Raw genomic sequence first — 18,671 nt, 5'->3', positions numbered from 1 at the left:
TGGGAGTCGGCGACGACACCCGAGCTATCTCTATGTTCAGGTCTCGCAAGACGTTCGGCTACCTCGACGAAGAGATATCAACGAGATGCCGGCGATCGAGGGTCAGTCGATCGCATCGCGCGCGACGTCTGCTACGACGTGTTCAGCCCGCGGGGCGAGACGCCGCAGACGCTGTACGCCCGCTCCACCGCGGTCGTCGTCATGGTCAGCACCGCCACCGGTCGCCCGGTGCGGCTCACCCCGCGCGGCGGCAACCCGGCACGCAACACCGCGGCGCGGCTCAGCGCAGGCCGGGCACCCGAACCATGATCTCCTGCGCGACGCTGGCCAGCAGTGCGCCGTCCCTGCTGTAGATGCGACCGGTGGACAGGCCGCGTCCGCCGCGTGCGCTGGGGGACTCCTGCACGTACAGCACCCACTCGTCCACGCGACCGAAACGGTGCCACCACATGGCGTGGTCCAGGCTCGCGACCTTCAGCCCGGGAGTCGACCATGCCAGACCGTGCGCGCGCAGCACCGGCTCCTGAATCGTGAGATCACTCAGGTAGGCCAGCACCGCGCGGTGCAGCGCCGGATCGTCCGGCAGCGCAGAGCGCGTGCGCATCCACACCGCCTGCTGCGCGACGTGGTCGCCCTCCACGGTGTCGTAGATCGGCGACGAGATGTAGCGCAATTCGATCGGCCCGTCGGCGAGCGCCCGCTGCGACACCGGGTGCGTGATCGGGCTCAGTTCATCGATGCTCGGCAGGTCTTCCGGTGCCGGCACATCCGTGGGCATGGGCGCGTGGTGCTCGAGCCCCGGGTCCTCATCTTCGAAGGAGGCGATCATCGAGAAGATCGGCACGCCCTCCTGGTAGGCCTGGGTGCGGCGCGTGGAGAACGAACGGCCGTCGTGGATGCGGTCCACGGCGAAGGTGATGCCCTTGGACGCGTCACCGGGACGCAGGAAGTAGCCGTGCATCGAATGCGGGACCCGCTCCGGGCCGAGCGTGCGAGCCGCGGCCGCGATCGCCTGCGCCAGCACCTGGCCGCCGAAGACGCGGCCAGTGGGCATCGCGTGGGACGCGCCGGTGAAGATGTCCTCGGTCGTGCGGGCAGCCGATGCCGCCAGGTCGATCACGGAGAGCATTCGCGCGACAGGATCGGGCTTCGAATCGGTCACGCTTCTCCTGTCTGCACGGCGCGGTCAGCACCGGTTGATAGTTTAGGCCGGATGCCGCACCGTCTTCACTTCCCCGATCCCCGCGCCGCTGCCGACGCCGCCACGTTCGCCTCACGCGCAACCCGACTAGGCGACGGCGCAGTGCGCCTGCAGGCGTCGGGCGGCACGCTGCTGATGACCTGCGCCCCGCTCGCGCCGCGCGGGCTGCTCGACGGCACCCCCACGGTGCTGGGCCTGCGGGTGTCGGCGGTGGACCCCGAGCTGGTCACCGACATCGTCGTGGACGGCACCGCCCTGGTCATGTCGGAGGATCCCACCGCGCTGGAGCTGCCCGACGTGGCGGTATCCGCGCCGTGGGCGGGCATCGCGCCGCCGCGTGAGGGCTGGGCGGAGGCGACGACACTGGATGCCGCGACGATCGCGGCCCGCGCCCAGTGGGGCATCGCCGCGGTGGCCGAGACGGTGCCGCGGGACGCCGGCGAGGACGCCGTACGAACGGTGCGGGCGTCGGTGTGGGGGCCAGCGGATGCCGCGCTGTCGGACCTGCCGCTGGGGGTCGCGTTCGCCGCGTTCGGGCTCGGGTTCATCGGCGGCGCCGAGACGGTGTCGCTGCGCACCGCCGGCCCGTGGACCCGGCTGACCTTCCGACGCGGGCACGTGCTCGTGCGGGGACCGGTGAAGTCCGGGCTCACCCCGGTGCGCACGACCGGCGCGACGGCCTGACCGGATTCAGGCCAACGCGGCCGCCGCTCGCCCGGCGGCTCGGCCGCTGAACAGGCATCCGCCCAGGAATGTCCCCTCCAGCGCGCGATAGCCGTGCATGCCGCCGCCGCCGAACCCGCTCGCCTCACCTGCCGCGAACAGTCCCGGAATGGCCTCACCGTCCGCGCCGAGGGCGCGAGAGTGCAGGTCGGTCTCGATGCCCCCGAGCGACTTGCGGGTGAGCACGTGCAGCTTCACGGCGATGAGCGGTCCCGCACCCGGATCCAGGATGCGGTGCGGGGAGGCCGTGCGCACCAGCTTGTCGCCACGGAACGATCGTGCGGAGCGCAGCATCGCGATCTGCGCGTCCTTTGTGAAGTCGTTTGCCATCTCGCGGTCACGCGCCTCCAGTTCGCTGCGCACCGTCTCGGCATCCAGCGCGTCACCGCCCGGCAGTGCCCGCATCCCTGCGATCAGGTCGTCGAGGTTGTCGCGCACCACGAAGTCGGCGCCGCGATCGAGGAAGGCCTGCACCGGGGCGCTGGCGCCTTTACCCAGCCGCGACGACAGCAGCAGCGGCACGTCCTTGCCGGTCAGGTCGGGGTTCTGCTCGCTGCCCGACAGCGTGAACTCCTTCTCGATGATCTTGTACGACAGCACGAACCAGGAATGGTCATGACCGGTGCGCCGCAGGTGCGCGAGGGTGCCGAGCGTGTCGAACCCGGGGAACAGGGGAACCGGAAGGCGGGTGCCGGTGGCATCCAGCCATACCGAGGACGGACCGGGCAGAATGCGGATGCCGTGCTGGGGCCACACCGGGTTCCAGTTCTGGATGCCTTCGACGTAGTGCCACATACGGTCGCCGTTGATCTCGCGCGCCCCCGCCGCCGCGGTGGCGGTGAGCATGTGCCCGTCGACGTAGGCGGGCACGCCCGCGACCATCGATGCCGGGGGAGTGCCGAGACTCGCCGGCCACCGTTCTCGCACGAGGTCGTGGTTGCCGCCGATACCACCCGACGTGACGATCGTGGCGCCCGCGGCGATGTCGAAGGCGCCGACCACCTCTCGTGAGGTCGCGACGCCTCGGGCAGCGCCGGAGGGGGCGAGCACCTCGCCGCTGGCCCCCGTGACGGCGCCGTCGACGACGGTGAGAGCCGTGACGCGGTGGCGGGCGAGGATCGTGATGCGCCCCTGCTGTTCGGCCTGCTCGACCGCCGCCTGGAACGGCGCGACGACGCCCGGTCCGGTGCCCCAGGTGATGTGGAAGCGCGGGACGGAGTTGCCCGGGCCGGTGGCGGTGTAGCCGCCGCGTTCAGCCCAGCCCACGATCGGGAAGAAGCTCATGCCCTTCTCCCGGAGCCACGCCCGCTTCTCGTGGAGCGCGAACTGCAGGTAGGCCTCAGCCCAGCGGCGGGGCCAGGCATCCTCGTCACGATCGAATCCTGCCGTGCCGAACCAGTCCTGCCGAGCGAGTTCCAGGGAGTCGTGCACGCCCAGCCGGCGCTGTTCGGGGGAGTCGATGAAGAACAGGCCACCGAAGGACCACCATGCCTGCCCGCCGAGGTTGGTGCGCGGCTCCTGGTCGACGATCACCACCCGCTTGCCCAGCGCGGCCGCCTCCGCGGCGGCGACGAGGCCCGACAGCCCCCAGCCGATGATCAGGACATCTGTTGCGGCGGGGGCGGTCATGGCGACTCCTTCGTCGTCGAAGCGTGCTTCAGCTGGGGTCGGGTGGCCGGGTGACGAGGGTGAGGCCGTTCGTGTCCCGACCGGCGGATGCTGGTCCGATGCCGGTCGGTTCGAACGTGTTCACCATCGCGTGCGCCGCCCTCTCGAGATAATCCCACAGGGTGGCCTCGTGGAGGGGAGAAAGGCCCAGTTCGTCCACCGCGACGCGCATGTGGGCGAGCCACCGGTCACGGGCATCCGGGTTCACGTGGAACGCCACGTGCCGCATCCGCAGGCGTGGGTGACCTCGTTGCTGGCTGTAATCGTTCGGCCCACCCCAGTACTGCTCGAGGAACATCGCCAGTCGGTTCGTCGCCGGCTCCAGGTCGAGTTCGGGGTACATGGGGCGGAGCACGTCGTCGTCGGCGATGCCACGGTAAAACGCGGCGGCGAGGCGGACGAACGTCTCGTGACCGCCGACCTCGTCGTAGAACGACACGGGAGCACCCTCGGTCATTTCGGCTTCTCTTCCTTGCCGGTGGATGCCGCGCCGCCGGGCTCCGTCGGCGGTGTGGGCTTGCCGGTGCGCTTGGGCTTCCACACCGGCCGCGCGTCGCCGGCGGGGGTGGGGGTGGGCTTGGTCATGGGCGGATTGGCGCCGCGCACGCGCTGGGCACCGTCGATGCCGGAGAGCACGATCGAGTTCAGCTGCGGCAGGGACAGCCCCATGGCGTCGATCGAGCGCTTGAGCCGCATCCGCAGTTCGCGTGCCACGTCGTCCTTCGCGTTCGGGCGCGTCTTCATCACCAACCGGATCACCAGGGCGTCGCCGTCGATGGATTCCAGGCCCCACACCTCGGGGTTCTCCAGCACCCGGGTGCGCCACCGGGGATCCTTCTGCATGCTGCGCGCGGCCTCGAGCATCTCCCGCTCGACCTCGTCGATGTCGGCGTCGACGGGCACCGCGAGGTCGATGATGACCCGCGACCAGCCCTGCGACATGTTGCCGATACGGAGGATCTCACCGTTGCGCACGTACCAGAGCGTGCCGTTGACGTCGCGGACGTGGGTGACGCGCACCGAGACGTACTCCACGACGCCGGTGGCAAGCCCCAGATCGACGACGTCGCCGATGCCGATCTGGTCTTCCGCCACCACGAAGATGCCGTTGAGCACGTCCTTGACGATGTTCTGCGCGCCGAAACCCAGACCGGCACCGATGGCGGCCGAAAGCAGCGCGAACGAGCCGAGAGCCGTGGGGGCGATCACCTGCACGACCAGCAGCACCACGACGATGACGATCGCGACGTTGACGATGTTCTGCAGGATCGTGCCGAGTGTGCGGGTGCGCTGCACGAGTCGTACCTGGGCGATGGGCGAGCGGTCCAGCGCCTGGGTGTCCTCGACGCGCGCCTTCGACTTGGCTCCGGTGACGATGCGGTCGACGGTGCGGTGGATGACGCGGCGCAGCACCCACGCCGCCACCCAGCCGCCGCCGATGATCAGAGCCACCGCAAGCAGGTTCCAGCCGGCGGCGACCAGGAAGTCGAGTATTCGCTGCCAGAAGTCGGGGTTGGTCACGTCGTCCATTCGTTCGATCCTAGCGACGGGGCCTCGGTGCCGCCTGAGCGGAGTGGGGTGGCGGCGGACACACACCGCGCCCCGGCAGCCCACGCAGGTGGGCGCCGGGGCGCGGTGGTGACGTGAGGCCTACTCGGCGTCGCGGGCCTGCACGGCCAGGGCGCGCTCCACGCCGGCGAGGTTCTCGGCCACGAGGCGGCGCAGCGCCGGAGGTGCGTCCTGGTTGGCTGCGAGCCACCCGCGCGTGGCGTCGCGCAGCGCCACATCGGCCAGCGGCGCGGGGTACAGCCCGACGATCAGGTACTGCGCGATCTGGTACGTCCGCGACTCCCAGATCGGCAGCAGCATGTCGAAGTATGCGGGCACGGACTCGGCCAGCAGGTCACGGCCGGCGGGGTGGACGAACCCGGCTGCGGCGGCGCGCACGATCGTGTTCGGAGCATCCGCGGTATCGATGAGCGACGACCACGCGGCCCGCTTGGCGTCGACGTCGGGCAGCGCGGCCCGAGCCTGGGCGGCAAACTCGCCGCCCTTGGCGGTGTTGTCTGCGGCGAGGGCCTCGTCGATGTCGGCACCGGTGACGCTGCCGGCCGCTGCCAGCGAGATCAGCAGCTGCCACGCCAGGTCGGTGTCGATTTCCAGCCCCTCCAGCGCCGTCTCGCCGGTGCGCAGCGCCCGCACCGTCTCGGCGTGTGCGGGGGTGCTGGCGGCACCGGCGAACGCGGTGACGAACTGCAGCTGGCTGTCGCTTCCGGCCTCGGCGGCCTGAGCCAGCTCCCACAGGCCGTCCGCGACGCGGGCGCGGGTCGCCTCCCGTCGCTCCGGCGTGACGTACGAGTTCGCGGCGAGCAGCAGCTGGCCGAGCGTGGTGCGCACCGTGGTGGACTCGGTCTCGGTGCCGATGTTGCGCAGCACCAGGTCGACGTAGTCACTCGCGGCGGACTCACCGTCGCGGGTCTGATCCCACGCGGCACCCCAGACCAGCGAACGTGCGAGCGGGTCGGTGATGTCCTGCAGGTGCGCGATGGCCGTCTGCAGCGACCGCTCGTCGAGGCGGATCTTCGCGTACGCCAGGTCCTCGTCGTTGAGCAGCACGAGATCGGGACGCGTGAGGCCCTTCAGCTGTGGCACCTCGGTGAGGTCGCCGTCGACGTCGAGCTGCTCGTGGTGCACGCGCACCAGGGCGTCGCCCTGCAGCTCGTAGAAGCCGACGCCCACGCGGTGCGGGCGGATCGTGGGGTAGTCGGCGGGGGCGGTCTGCACGATGGCGAACCGCGTGATGGTGCCGTCGTCGGTCGTGGCGATCTCCGGGGAGAGCGTGTTGACCCCGGCGGTCTCCAGCCACTTCTTCGACCACGTCGACAGGTCCCGGCCGCTGGTGTTCTCGAGCTCGACCAGCAGGTCGGAAAGCTCGGTGTTGGACCATTCGTTCTTCTTGAAGTAGGCAGCGACGCCCGCGAAGAACTGCTCGATGCCGACCCACGCGGCCAGCTGCTTGAGTACCGAGCCGCCCTTGGCGTAGGTGATGCCGTCGAAGTTGACCTGCACGTCTTCGAGATCGTTGATCTCCGCGACGACAGGGTGAGTCGACGGCAACTGGTCCTGACGGTACGCCCAGGTCTTCTCCATCGCGTTGAAGGTGGTCCACGCCTCGGTCCACTCCGTGGCCTCCGCGGTCGCCATCGTCGAGGCCCACTCGGCGAACGATTCGTTCAGCCACAGGTCGTTCCACCAGCGCATCGTCACCAGATCGCCGAACCACATGTGTGCCAGCTCGTGCAGGATCGTGACGACCCGGCGCTCCTTGGCGGCGTCGGTCACCTTGCTGCGGAACACGTACGTCTCGGTGAACGTCACCGCGCCGGCGTTCTCCATCGCACCGGCGTTGAACTCCGGCACGAACAGCTGGTCGTACTTGGCGAACGGGTACGGGTAGTCGAACTTCTCCTCGAAGTAGGCGAAGCCCTCGCGCGTCTTGTCGAAGACGTAGTCGGCGTCGAGGAACTGCCACAGGCTCTTGCGGGCATACACGCCGAGCGGCACGACGCGCCCCGAAGCGCTGGTGAGCTCGGAGAAGGTCGCCTCGTAGGGTCCGGCGATCAGCGCGGTGATGTAGGACGAGATCGGCGGGGTTGGTTCGAAGGTCCAGGTGGCCGTGCCGTCGCCGTGACGCTTCGGCTCCGGCGTGGGGGAGTTGGAGACGACCTTCCACGGCTCCGGCGCCGTGACGGTGAACTGGAAGGTCGCCTTGACGTCGGGCTGCTCGAACACGGCGAACATGCGGCGGGAGTCAGGCACTTCGAACTGCGAGTAGAGGTAGACCTCGCCGTCGACGGGATCGACGAAGCGGTGCAGGCCCTCGCCGGTGTTGGTGTACAGGCAGTCGGCATCGATGACCAGCTCGTTCTCAGCGGCCAGCTCCGACAGCGCGATGCGGGAGTCGGCGAAGACGGCCGCCGGGTCGACGGTGTGACCGTTCAGAGCGAGCTCCCGCACATCACGCGCGATGAGGTCGATGAAGGTAGCGGCGCCTTCGGTGGCGGCGAAGCGCACCGTGGTCCGCGAACCGAAAACCTCCGGTCCGCGGGTCAGATCCAGTGCGACCTCATACGAGACCGCCACTGCGGGGTCGATGACTGCGCGGCGCTCCTGCGCTTCGATGCGGGTGAGGTTCTCTCCGGGCACGGCGGTTCTCCCAATGGTTTGGCTGTGAAGTCCCGGTTGCGCGGGCACGCCCCACAGCCTAAGGCTTCACGTGCGACCCGCCCACGGTGGGTGCGAGGATAGAGGGGTGAGCTCCACCGAACATGTCCCACCGTTCACGAGTGCCGAACCCGCGAAGGTCCCCTTCGCCTCGGCTGCAGCAGCGTCCGGCGCCCCCCATGTCGAGGTTCCCGTCGCCTACGACGCGATCCTGCTCGCAGGCTTCGGCGGACCGGAGGGCCAGGATGATGTGATCCCGTTCCTGCGCAACGTCACGCGCGGCCGCGGCATCCCGGACGAGCGACTCGAAGAGGTCGCGCATCACTACCGCCACTTCGGCGGGGTCAGCCCGATCAACGACCAGAACCGCGCGCTCAAGGCTGCGATCGAGGACGAGTTCACTCGCCGCGGCATCGCCCTGCCGGTGTACTGGGGCAACCGCAACTGGGGTCCCTACCTCGAGGACGCCGTGAAGGATGCCGCAGCAGCGGGGCACACCACTCTGCTCGGCATCGCCACGAGCGCGTACAGCTCGTTCTCCAGCTGCCGTCAGTACCGCGAGGACTTCGCGCGGGTGCTGGAAGAGACCGGCCTGGGTGATGTCGTCACGATCGACAAGGTGCGTCAGTTCTTCGACCACCCCGGGTTCGTGGCACCCTTCAGCGCCGGCGTGCGCGATGCGATCGTCGGGTTCCTCGACGACGGCGTCGCCCCCGACCAGATTCGGGTGCTGTTCTCCACGCACAGTGTGCCGATCGACGACGCCAAGCGCTCCGGTCCGCGTGACGTCGACTGGGGCGACGGCGGCGCGTACGCGGCGCAGCACCGCGCAGTGGCCGAAGTGATCATGTCCGACGTCGTCGCGGAGCGACCCGACGCGGCATCCGTCACCTGGGACCTGGTCTATCAGTCGCGCTCCGGCCCGCCCTCGCAGCCGTGGCTCGAGCCCGACGTGGTCGAAGTGATCGAAACACTGCCGGATGCCGGCGTGCGTGCGCTCGCGATCGTGCCGCTGGGCTTCGTCAGCGACCACATGGAGGTGCTGTGGGATCTGGACACCGAGGCCCTCGAGGCGGCGGAGGAGGCCGGTTTGCGCGCGGTGCGTACGCCGACGCCGGGCGTGGACCCCGCATACGTCTCCGGACTGGTCGACCTGGTCGTGGAGCGGCTCGAGGGCACACCGGTGACTGAACGCCCCCACCGCACGGAACTGGGACCCTGGTTCGACGTGTGCCGGCCGGGGTGCTGCGAGAACGTGCGCGCCGGGTTCAAGCCCGCCGCCGCCGGCGTCGCCCCCTAGCCTCGGCGGTGGATGGGCGACCCTAGGATTGACCCATGCGCATCCACATCGCGACCGACCACGCCGGCCTCGAGTTCTCGACGCACCTGCAGCACCACCTCGCGGGGCAAGGTCACGACCTCGTGGACCATGGTCCGCTCGAGTACGACGCGCTCGATGACTATCCGGCGTTCTGCATCCGCGCCGCCCAAGCGGTCGTGCGCGATCAGGATGCCGGTGTCGAAGCGCTCGGTGTCGTTTTCGGTGGCTCCGGCAACGGCGAGCAGATGTCGGCGAACAAGGTGCGGGGCGTCCGTGCCGCGCTGGTGTGGAGCATCGCCACCGCGGAGCTCGCCCGCGAGCACAACGACGCCAACGTGATCGCCATCGGCGCGCGTCAGCACACGTTCGACCAGGCTGCCTCGTTCATCGACCGTTTCATCGCCACGCCGTTCTCGGGCGACGAGCGTCACGCCCGCCGCATCGCCCAGATCGCGGCGTTCGAGACCGACGGGACGCTCGAGCCCGACCCGCGGGCCGACGCGTTGCAGCCCGACGTGCTCGCCGCCGACGACAGCAGCTTCGACCCGGAAGCAGGCTGATGCCCGAGGGCCACTCCGTCCACCGCATCGCGCGGCAGTTCGACCGCAACTTCGTCGGACGGCCCGTTGCGGCATCCAGCCCGCAGGGCCGCTTCGCGGAGGGCGCCGCCGTGCTCGACGGGCGCACGCCGACCGAGGTGCGCGCCGTCGGCAAGCAGATGTTCCTCGCGTTCGAAGGCGACCTGTGGCTGCGCGTACACCTGGGGCTCTACGGCGCGTGGGACTTCGCCGGCGAGATCCTGATGGACCCGACCATCGCCTCCGCCAACGGGCGGATGGGGCAGACCAACCAGCGCGGCACCGTGCTGGAGGGCGCTCCGATTCTGGATGCCGCGGGGGAGAACTCGCTGTCGTCGATCGGTGCGCCGCGGCGCACGCGCGTGCACGTGCGGATGTCGGAGCAGACCACCGGCCTGGGCAACGACCTGGAGTGGCCGCCGGCGATCGTCGGACAGGTGCGTCTGCGGCTGATGACCGACATCACGTGCGCCGACCTGCGCGGCCCGACCGCGTGCGAGCTGCAGACGCCGGAGGAGATGGCAGCCACCGTCGCCAAGCTCGGCCCCGACCCGCTCGTGGACGACGTCGCGGCGGGCGAGGAACGGTTCACCTCGATCGTGCGGCGCAAGCCCACCGCGATCGGCCAGCTGGTGATGGACCAGAGCGTCGTCGGCGGCATCGGCAATGTCTACCGTGCCGAGATGCTCTTCCGCGCGCGCCAGAATCCGCACACGCCGGGGCGCGACGTGCCCGAAGACACCGTGCGGGCGCTGTGGCGTGACTGGGTGCGGCTGCTGACCATCGGCGTGGAGACCGGCCAGATGATGACCATGGACGACCTCGCGCCCGAGGATTACCGCAAGGCGATGGCTTCGCGCGATGATCGTCACTGGGTCTACCACCGCGCCGGGCTGCCCTGCCGCGTGTGTGGCACGGCGATCGTCGTCGAGGAGATGGCGACCCGCAAGCTCTACTGGTGCCCTTCCTGCCAGGCCTGAGACACCCCCACCCCACCGGCCCTCGTGGCCCTGACGACGGAGTCACGCATGCCCAAAACCAAGAAGCGCAAGAAACCGAGCACCCGGCCGAAAACGCCCGGCCAGGTTCCACGGGACGGGCTGGGCCGACGGACGACGGGCTCGATCGCCACCACCCGAAAAGTGATCGCCATCGTCGGTAACCTGGTCGGTGCCGTCGCGCTGCTCGTCGCGATCTGCGCGGTGGTCTGGCTGCTCCTCCACACGGCGGGCGGGGGCAGAATCAGCGAGGTCTTCCCCGATGACATCGGCGGCACGGAGACCATTGCGTTCCCCACCCTCATGGCGGGCCTGTCGATGATCGGCTTCTTCTTCGGCCAGTACGCCGTCCGCGGCCGGTGGGAAGTGGTCGTCAGCGAGGGCAAGTCGGGCGGGTCCTTCGGCGTCCACCTGCGGCCCATCAGCGTCCGCCTGCACGTCCTCCTGCTCGGGCTCACCCTGGCGGCGTGGGCGCTGGTGATGGTCGTGCCGGTCGTACTCGATGCGCAGGGCATCCTCGACATCCCCTTGGGCTCGTCCGCCGTCGACCAGTTCTGGTTCACCGTCACGGTCTACGGCGTGCTCACCGGCATCCTGGCCGCCATGATCTCCCTCTCGCTCTTCAAGAAGCTGACGTACAACGACCTGCTGGCACGTCACTCCTCGACCATCGTCCCTGGTTCTGCTCGCCAGCTGTGGTGGGCAAAGTTCTCCCACATCTGGCGCGCGGAGCTCGGTATCGCCGGCTTCGCCGGTGCCGCGCTGGGCCTCAGCCCGCTCGGCGTGCACCTCGATAGCCCCGCCTACGGGTTCGGTGCCCTCGCGATCGGTATCGCCCTCATGACGGTCGCCGTGCTGTTGGCGCGCAACTCGTGGCGGTCGGGGCTGGCCGTGGAACGCGTCGGCTCCTACATCTGACCGCTCCCGCGCGACACGACGGTAGCGGCACGCAAATAGGCTGGGGGCATGCGCCAGAATCCCAGCTTCGCCATGACGGACGTCGCAGAATTGCGCCGCCTCATCGACGAGAACCCGTGGATGACGCTCGTCAGCGGCACCCCGGACGGGCTCGTCGCCTCGCACTACGCGGTGCTGCTGGACGATACCCGGGATGACCTCACGGTCGTGGCGCACATGGGCAAGCCCGATGACCTCATCCACGGGCTGGGGGAGCGTGAACTGCTGGTGGTGGCGCAGGGGCCGCACGGCTACATCTCGCCCGGCTGGTACGGCGATGTCGCCGCAGTGCCGACGTGGAACTTCGTCTCCGTGCACCTCAGCGGCGTGCCCGAACTGCTCTCGCCGGAGGAGAACCTCGCCGTGCTCGACCGGCTGGTCGCCCGCTTCGAAAGCGGGATGTCGCAGCCGCGGCTCATGTGGGAGCGACCCAACGACGCAGACTTCATCCACCGCCTCGAGAAGGGCACCGTCGGGTTCCGGCTCACGCCGACGCGCGTGGTCGCCAAGCGCAAACTGAGTCAGAACCGCCCCGACGAGGTGGTGGAGACGATCATCGCGGAGTTGGATGCCGGGTCCAGCCCCTATGCCGACCCTCGACTGGCCGACGAGATGCAGCGCGCGCTCGACGCCCGCCCCGGCCGCGCATGAACCCCGGGGCAGGCGAACAGGTCACGGTGGTCGCGAACGCGCACCTGACCGGCGCCGATCGCACCGACCCGTTCGGCGGCGACCTCGTCGACGTGCACCTGCGCGCCGGTGCGATCGTCGACATCGCGCCGGCACGCGCACTGCCGCGCACCGGCGTGGTCCTCGACGCCGACGGCGGCTGGCTGGTGCCGGGGCTGTGGGACCACCACGTGCACACCGTGCAGTGGGCGCTGGGGTCCCAGCGTCAACCGCTGGGACACGCCACGAGCGCAGCACACGCTGCCCGGATCATGGCCGATGCACCCGTGCTCGACGACGGGCGCCGGGTGGGCACCGGGTTCCGCCACGCCCTGTGGCCGGACGAACCCACACTGGAATCGCTGGATGCCGCCACCGGGGGCGTGCCGACATATCTCATCAACGCTGACGTCCACAGTGTCTGGCTCAACTCCGCCGCACTGCGCCGTGAGGGGCATCCGGTGGGCGGGGCGGGGCTGCTGCGCGAGGCGCCGGCGTTCGAGATCTCCCGGCGTCTGAACCTCGTTCCCACCGATGTGTCGGACGCCGCCGTTGACCGGATGGCGCGCGCTGCGGCATCCCGCGGCGTCGTCGGAATCGTCGATCTCGACATGGCCTGGAACGCCGACGCATGGGCGCGGCGTGCCGCCGCCGGATTCGACACGCTTCGCGTGCGGTTCGGGATCTATCCGCCCGACCTCGACCGGGCGCTCGGCCTGGGGCTGGAGACCGGCGACGCCGTCGATCCGGCGGGTCTGTTCCGCGTGGGCTCGCTGAAGGTGATCACCGACGGGTCGCTCGGCACGCGCACCGCCGCCTGCTCGCACGCGTACCCCGGCGACCCGTTCAACCACGGCATGCTCACGGTGCCGCCGGACGAGCTGATCACGTTGATGACGCGGGCCACCGGCGGGGGACTGTCCAGCGCGATCCACGCGATCGGCGACGTCGCCAACGCGCATGCCCTCGACGCCTTCGCGCTCTCCGGCGCCACCGGCACGATCGAGCATGCCCAGCTGGTCGCGCACTCCGACGTGCGCCGCTTCGCCGCGCTCGGCATCGGCGCGAGCGTGCAGCCCGAGCACGCGCTCGATGACCGCGACGTCACCGACAGCGTCTGGGCCACCCAGACCGCCCTGCCGTATCCGCTGCGCGCCTTCGCCGATGCCGGCGTCAACCTGCTGTTCGGCTCGGACGCGCCGGTGTCGCCGCTGGACCCGTGGGCGGCGATGGCCGCTGCCGTGTACCGCACCCGCGACGGCCGGGAGCCCTGGCAACCGGGTCAGGCGGTGGGGGCGGCCACCGCTCTCGCGGCATCCACCGCCACGGGCTCGGCCGAGGGTTCAGCCCTGCGCATCGGCGATGTCGCCGACCTCGCGGTCGTGTCGCACGACCCGCTGGTCGCGGACGAGGCCACCCTGCGGGCAATGGGCGTCGCGGCGACGATGATCGCCTCGCGCCTCACCCACGTGGCCGGCTGACACGACAAAGCCCCGCACGACGGGGGTGCGGGGCTTCGTGGAAGATCTGAGGGCTTACTCGGCCAGATGGGCGAAGAGGAACCAGCGGTCCTTCTCCAGACCCGCCTTGACGCTGATCGCGACGTCCTGGCTGGTGAGGTCGACCTCGTCCAGACCGTCGATGGCTGCCTGGACGTCGATGAGCACGCCGTCGATGTCGGACAGGACACTGCGCACGACGGCATCCCACTGCGTGAAACCGGCGGGAACGGCGGTGGGCTTGGCCTTCTGCGCGACGGTCGCCAGGCGCGCGTCGATGGGAAGGCCGAGGGCGACGATGCGCTCGGCGGCCTCGTCGGACCACGCCTGGGCGTGCTCGACGACGGTGTCGAGAAGTTCGTGGATCGACTGGAAGTTCGCGCCGCGGACGTTCCAGTGCGCCTGCTTGCCGTTGACGACGAGGGCCTGCAGCCCCATGACGACGGGTGTGAGGAACTGCGCGGTTCCGGCGGCCACCGTCGGGTCGGCTGCGGTTGCGGCGATGGTCTGGTTCTTCGTCATTTCGTCGTCTCCATTCGGCGGGGTGTCACCCCGCTTTGAGACAACGGTACTCAGGCCGTGTTATTCCGCAAGCAAGCTGAGGATGGGCTAATGAAGGTTGCATCGGCCCTGCGGGCCTACCCTCAAGGCATGACCGTTGCCGACGAAGCCTCTGTCCTTTCCGTATCCGGCTCCACCCCGCGCATACCGCCGTCCGCTTTCGTGGCCGCCGGGGCCCGCCTGGTGGGCGCGGTGACGCTGGGGCAGGAGGCGAGCGTCTGGTACAACGCGGTGCTGCGCGCCGACAGCGACAGCATCACGATCGGCGCCGGCAGCAACGTGCAGGACAACGTGACGGTGCACGTGGATGCGGGGCACCCCGTGGTGATCGGCGAGAAGGTGTCGATCGGGCACAACGCCGTCGTCCACGGCTGCACGGTGGAGGACGGCTCGCTGATCGGGATGGGCAGCGTCATCCTGTCGGGCGCGGTGATCGGTGCCGGTTCGCTGGTCGCCGGCGGGGCGGTGGTGCTGGAGGGCACGGTCATCCCGCCGGGGTCGCTGGTGGCGGGGGTCCCCGCGAAGGTGCGGCGCGAGCTGTCGGACGACGAGCGGCTGAAGCTACGCCGCAACGCCGACATCTACCGCGCGCACCTGCAGAACCACTCCGCGGTGACGCGGGTCGACTGAGTCTTCGTCGCCGAGGTGTCGGAATTCAGCCTGTGGGGCACATTCCACCCCATTTCGGGCGGTTTCGCTCGCGTCAGGCTGAATTCCGCCGCGAAGACAAATGCCCCGGCACATCGCGGGTGGCGATATGTCGGGGCAGTGGAGGGGATGACGGGAATCGAACCCGCACCATCAGTTTGGAAGACTGAGGCTCTACCATTGAGCTACATCCCCGCAGCGGTCGAGCCGCGGCCTCCGCAAGTCTAGACGAACTGCGCGCACAGCGCGGACACGGTGCGGTCGGCTAGACTTCCCGGGGTCGTTTCGGCGCACGCGTGCGTGTGCACAACCCGGGGCGTAGCTCAGCTTGGTAGAGCGCCCGCTTTGGGAGCGGGAGGCCGCAGGTTCAAATCCTGTCGCCCCGACGAAAACGACTTCCCAGACATCCAGACTTTCCGCCTCCGCGCGTCTGCGCGGATCACCCAAGGAGAAGCAACAGGCATGGTCAACGCCACCGTCGAGAAGCTCACCCCGACCCGGGTCAAGCTCCACATCACGGTCACCCCGGACGAACTGAAGCCCGCTATCGCTCACGCGTACGAGCACATCGCCCAGGACATCCAGATCCCCGGTTTCCGCAAGGGCAAGGTGCCCGCGCCGATCATCGACCAGCGTGTCGGTAAGGGCGCCGTCATCGAGCACGCCGTCAGCGAGGGCCTCGACGGGTTCTACCGCGACGCCGTCAAGGAGACCGAAGTTCGCGTCGTCGGCCGTCCCGCCGCCGAGGTCATCGAGTGGCCCAGCGACAAGGACTTCTCCGGTGACCTCGTCGTCGAGGTCGAGGTGGACGTCCGCCCCGAGTTCGAGCTTCCCGCCTACGAGGGCCTGACCATCGAGGTCGACGCCGTCGAGACCGATGAAGCTGCCGTCGACGCCGAGCTCGACCGCCTGCGGAGCCGCTTCGGCACGCTGGTGACGGTTGACCGCCCCGCCAAGACCGGCGACTTCGTCGAGCTGAACCTCGTCGCCACGATCGACGGCGCCGAGATCGACCGCGCCGAGGGCGTGTCCTACGAAGTGGGTTCGGGCGAGCTGCTCGAGGGCACCGACGAGGCCATCGAATCCCTCACCGCCGGTGAGGACACGACGTTCCGCTCCAAGCTCGTGGGCGGCGACCACGCCGGTTCCGAGGCCGAGGTGGCCGTCACGGTCGTCGCCGTCAAGGAGCGCGAGCTTCCCGAGGCCGACGACGACTTCGCGCAGATCGCCAGCGAGTTCGACACCATCGCCGAGCTGCGTGCCAGCCTGGCCGAGCGCGTGTCCGAGCAGTCCGGCTTCGCGCAGGCATCCGCCGCTCGTGACAAGCTCGTCGAGAAGCTCATCGAGCTGACCGACATCCCCGTTCCCGAGCAGCTGGTCGAGGACGAGGTGCACACGCACCTCGAAGGCGAAGGCCGCCTCGAGGACGACGAGCACCGCGCCGAGGTCACCGAGGCGAGCAAGAAGCAGTTCCGCACCCAGATGGTGCTGGACAAGATCGCCGAAGAGTTCAAGGTTCAGGTCTCGCAGGACGAGCTCACCCAGTACCTCATCCAGTCGGCCGCCCAGTACAACATGGCTCCGCAGGAGTTCGTCAACGCGCTGCAGCAGGGCAACCAGCTCCCCGCGATGATCGGTGAGGTCGGCCGCAACAAGGCTCTGGCCCTCGCGCTGGGCAAGGTCACGGTCGTCGACACCGCCGGCAAGCCGGTCGACCTGAGCGGCTTCATCGCCCTCGAGGACGAGCCCGCCGCTGAGGAAGACGTCGTGGAAGAGGCCCAGGAGATCGCGGATGCCGCGGCTGACGCCGACGCCGTGATCGAGGCCGAGGAGAAGCCGGCGAAGAAGGCCGCCGCCAAGAAGGCTCCCGCCAAGAAGGCCCCGGCCGCCGAGGCCGCCGCCGATGAGGCGCCCGCCGAGAAGGCTCCCGCCAAGAAGCCGGCTGCGAAGAAGCCGGCTGCGAAGAAGGCCGCCGACGCGAAGGATGCCGCCGACGCGGCTCCCGCGAAGAAGCCCGCCGCCCGCAAGCCTGCCGTCAAGAAGGCAGCGGACGACAAGTAAGTCGAGTCGAATCGACGACGACGACGGGGCGGGTGCTGCGGCATCCGCCCCGTCGGCGTCTCATCCGCAGCGGCATCCGGCACTCTGCCCAGGGCGAACACGGGCGGGTCGCCCTCGGGGCGCCGGTAGATTCGTTGCGACGGACCACGGAAACAGGAGTGAACATGGCCGAACCCCTTGTCGCGACCAGCGTCTTCGACAGGCTGCTGAAGGACCGCATCATCTGGCTCGGGTCGGAGGTGCGTGACGACAACGCAAACGAGATCTGCGCCAAGATCCTGCTGCTGGCAGCGGAGGACTCCGAAAAGGACATCTACCTCTACATCAACTCGCCCGGCGGCTCCATCACGGCCGGCATGGCGATCTACGACACGATGCAGTTCGTCCCGAACGACATCGTCACCGTCGGCATCGGCATGGCCGCCTCCATGGGCCAGCTGCTGCTGACCAGCGGAACGAAGGGCAAGCGGTACATCACGCCCAACGCCCGCGTGCTGCTGCACCAGCCGCACGGTGGATTCGGCGGCACCGCCAGCGACATCCAGACGCAGGCGCAGCTGATCCTGTCGATGAAGAAGCGCCTCGCCGAGATCACGGCTGCCCAGACCGGCAAGACGGTCGAGCAGATCAACATCGACGGTGACCGCGACCGCTGGTTCACCGCGGACGAGGCCCTCGAGTACGGCTTCGTCGACCACATCCGTGAGCACGCCGCTGATGTGACCGGCGGCGGCGGAACAGCCGTCGACGGCGTCACCGTCGACGACGAAACCGCCAACTGAGACCACCGGAGGAGACACAGAGAATGCACACCCCCACCTTCGGCGGCGCCCCTCAGGGCCTTCAGATGCCGAACAGCCGTTACATCCTCCCGCAGTTCGAGGAACGCACGGCCTACGGCTACAAGCGCCAGGACCCGTACAACAAGCTCTTCGAAGACCGCGTGATCTTCCTGGGCGTCCAGGTCGACGACGCATCGGCCGATGACGTCATGGCGCAGCTGCTCGTGCTGGAGTCCCAGGACCCCGACCGCGACATCATCATGTACATCAACTCGCCCGGTGGCTCGTTCACCGCGATGACGGCGATCTACGACACGATGCAGTACGTGTCGCCGCAGATCTCCACCGTCGTGCTCGGCCAGGCCGCTTCGGCTGCCGCCGTGCTGCTGGCGGCCGGTGCTCCCGGCAAGCGTCTGGCGCTGCCCAACGCCCGCATCCTGATCCACCAGCCCGCCGTCGGCGAGGCCGGTCACGGGCAGGCATCGGACATCGAGATCCAGGCGGCCGAGATCCTGCGTATGCGCACGTGGCTCGAGGAGACGCTCGCGAAGCACTCCAACCGCTCGCAGGAGCAGGTCAACAAGGACATCGACCGCGACAAGATCCTCTCGTCCGTCGAGGCGCTCGAGTACGGTCTCGTCGACCAGGTGCTGACCACGCGTAAGCGTCAGCCCCAGGCGATCACCAGCTGACACCCGGATGCCGCGAAGCCCCGCCCCTCGATGGGCGGGGCTTCGTCGTTCGTGGGGCACTCGTGACCCAGATGAGACGCCGCAAATGC

The 18,671-nt window shown here is 69.3% G+C and carries 18 protein-coding genes and 2 tRNA genes; 13 read left to right on the top strand and 7 right to left on the bottom strand.

Going from position 1 to position 18,671, the window contains the following annotated elements; genetic code table 11:
* Nucleotides 1–138 precede the first annotated feature (138 nt).
* Nucleotides 139–309 (top strand): hypothetical protein, encoded by a 171-nt coding sequence (locus NQ151_RS02250; RefSeq protein WP_257526884.1) that lies wholly within the window; start codon nt 139–141, stop codon nt 307–309.
* Here the strand turns inward: NQ151_RS02250 and NQ151_RS02245 are convergent.
* A complete protein-coding gene (locus NQ151_RS02245; RefSeq protein ID WP_502883549.1) occupies nt 281–1,162 on the bottom strand; it encodes an acyl-CoA thioesterase in 882 nt (293 codons plus the stop codon). The genes NQ151_RS02250 and NQ151_RS02245 overlap by 29 nt on opposite strands.
* A gap of 51 nt (nt 1,163–1,213) precedes the next feature.
* On the opposite strand from NQ151_RS02245, the gene NQ151_RS02240 reads away from it, so the two are divergent.
* Nucleotides 1,214–1,885: a DUF8185 domain-containing protein gene (locus NQ151_RS02240; RefSeq protein ID WP_257526883.1), complete on the top strand. Its 672-nt coding sequence runs from the start codon at nt 1,214–1,216 to the stop codon at nt 1,883–1,885.
* A 6-nt stretch (nt 1,886–1,891) separates the two neighbouring features.
* Here the strand turns inward: NQ151_RS02240 and NQ151_RS02235 are convergent, their stop codons facing one another.
* The 4 genes from NQ151_RS02235 to pepN all read right to left on the bottom strand — a co-directional run bounded on the left by NQ151_RS02235 (nt 1,892) and on the right by pepN (nt 7,798).
* Nucleotides 1,892–3,553: an FAD-binding dehydrogenase gene (locus NQ151_RS02235; RefSeq protein WP_257526882.1), complete on the bottom strand. Its 1,662-nt coding sequence runs from the start codon at nt 3,551–3,553 to the stop codon at nt 1,892–1,894.
* Nucleotides 3,554–3,581: 28 nt separating this feature from the next.
* A complete protein-coding gene (locus NQ151_RS02230) occupies nt 3,582–4,049 on the bottom strand; it encodes a globin (protein WP_257526881.1) in 468 nt (155 codons plus the stop codon).
* Nucleotides 4,046–5,122, bottom strand: a complete 1,077-nt coding sequence (locus NQ151_RS02225) for a mechanosensitive ion channel family protein (RefSeq protein WP_257526880.1) — start codon at nt 5,120–5,122, stop codon at nt 4,046–4,048. The genes NQ151_RS02230 and NQ151_RS02225 overlap by 4 nt, the downstream gene beginning before the upstream one ends.
* A gap of 120 nt (nt 5,123–5,242) precedes the next feature.
* Nucleotides 5,243–7,798 (bottom strand): aminopeptidase N, encoded by a 2,556-nt coding sequence (gene pepN, locus NQ151_RS02220; protein WP_257526879.1) that lies wholly within the window; start codon nt 7,796–7,798, stop codon nt 5,243–5,245.
* A gap of 106 nt (nt 7,799–7,904) precedes the next feature.
* Here pepN and NQ151_RS02215 point away from each other — a divergent pair, with 106 nt between their 5' ends.
* From NQ151_RS02215 to NQ151_RS02190, 6 genes are read left to right on the top strand one after another with little or no spacing between them, the layout of a single operon-like run.
* Nucleotides 7,905–9,116 carry a ferrochelatase gene (locus tag NQ151_RS02215; RefSeq protein ID WP_257526878.1) on the top strand — a complete coding sequence of 404 codons (1,212 nt, stop codon included), beginning with the start codon at nt 7,905–7,907 and terminating at the stop codon, nt 9,114–9,116.
* Between the two features lie 35 nt (nt 9,117–9,151).
* Complete coding sequence (locus NQ151_RS02210; RefSeq protein ID WP_257509645.1) at nt 9,152–9,697, top strand: ribose-5-phosphate isomerase; 546 nt, start codon at nt 9,152–9,154, stop codon at nt 9,695–9,697.
* A complete protein-coding gene (locus tag NQ151_RS02205; RefSeq protein ID WP_257526877.1) occupies nt 9,697–10,695 on the top strand; it encodes an Fpg/Nei family DNA glycosylase in 999 nt (332 codons plus the stop codon). Before NQ151_RS02210 ends, NQ151_RS02205 begins: the two co-directional genes overlap by 1 nt.
* 48 nt (nt 10,696–10,743) lie before the next feature.
* Entirely contained in the window at nt 10,744–11,631 is an 888-nt protein-coding gene (locus NQ151_RS02200) for a hypothetical protein (RefSeq protein ID WP_257526876.1), read from the top strand.
* A gap of 48 nt (nt 11,632–11,679) precedes the next feature.
* Complete coding sequence (locus NQ151_RS02195; RefSeq protein WP_257509648.1) at nt 11,680–12,321, top strand: FMN-binding negative transcriptional regulator; 642 nt, start codon at nt 11,680–11,682, stop codon at nt 12,319–12,321.
* Nucleotides 12,318–13,820: an amidohydrolase gene (locus NQ151_RS02190; protein WP_257526875.1), complete on the top strand. Its 1,503-nt coding sequence runs from the start codon at nt 12,318–12,320 to the stop codon at nt 13,818–13,820. Before NQ151_RS02195 ends, NQ151_RS02190 begins: the two co-directional genes overlap by 4 nt.
* A gap of 54 nt (nt 13,821–13,874) precedes the next feature.
* Here NQ151_RS02190 and NQ151_RS02185 read toward each other — a convergent pair whose 3' ends face one another.
* Nucleotides 13,875–14,360, bottom strand: coding sequence for a Dps family protein (locus NQ151_RS02185; RefSeq protein ID WP_257526874.1), 486 nt, complete (start codon nt 14,358–14,360; stop codon nt 13,875–13,877).
* 129 nt (nt 14,361–14,489) lie between these two features.
* On the opposite strand from NQ151_RS02185, the gene NQ151_RS02180 reads away from it, so the two are divergent.
* Nucleotides 14,490–15,029, top strand: coding sequence for a gamma carbonic anhydrase family protein (locus NQ151_RS02180; protein WP_257526873.1), 540 nt, complete (start codon nt 14,490–14,492; stop codon nt 15,027–15,029).
* A 139-nt stretch (nt 15,030–15,168) separates the two neighbouring features.
* On the opposite strand, the gene NQ151_RS02175 is transcribed toward NQ151_RS02180, so the two are convergent.
* Nucleotides 15,169–15,242, bottom strand: a tRNA-Gly gene (locus NQ151_RS02175).
* A 117-nt stretch (nt 15,243–15,359) separates the two neighbouring features.
* Here NQ151_RS02175 and NQ151_RS02170 point away from each other — a divergent pair.
* The 4 genes from NQ151_RS02170 (at nt 15,360) to NQ151_RS02155 (ending at nt 18,582) form a co-directional block, all read left to right on the top strand.
* Nucleotides 15,360–15,433: transfer RNA gene (locus tag NQ151_RS02170), tRNA-Pro, on the top strand.
* A 76-nt stretch (nt 15,434–15,509) separates the two neighbouring features.
* A complete protein-coding gene (gene tig / locus NQ151_RS02165; protein ID WP_257526872.1) occupies nt 15,510–17,108 on the top strand; it encodes a trigger factor in 1,599 nt (532 codons plus the stop codon).
* Nucleotides 17,109–17,272: 164 nt separating this feature from the next.
* On the top strand, nt 17,273–17,890 hold the full coding sequence (locus NQ151_RS02160; RefSeq protein ID WP_257526871.1) for an ATP-dependent Clp protease proteolytic subunit: 618 nt from the start codon (nt 17,273–17,275) through the stop codon (nt 17,888–17,890).
* A gap of 23 nt (nt 17,891–17,913) precedes the next feature.
* Nucleotides 17,914–18,582 (top strand): ATP-dependent Clp protease proteolytic subunit, encoded by a 669-nt coding sequence (locus tag NQ151_RS02155; RefSeq protein ID WP_257509654.1) that lies wholly within the window; start codon nt 17,914–17,916, stop codon nt 18,580–18,582.
* The last annotated feature ends 89 nt before the right edge of the window (nt 18,583–18,671 follow it).

Origin of the sequence: Microbacterium sp. zg-YB36 (assembly GCF_024623575.2) — a bacterium.
Classification (GTDB): domain Bacteria; phylum Actinomycetota; class Actinomycetes; order Actinomycetales; family Microbacteriaceae; genus Microbacterium.
Note: the sequence above shows the minus strand (reverse complement) of the source record. Positions and strands in the feature narration are given on the sequence as shown.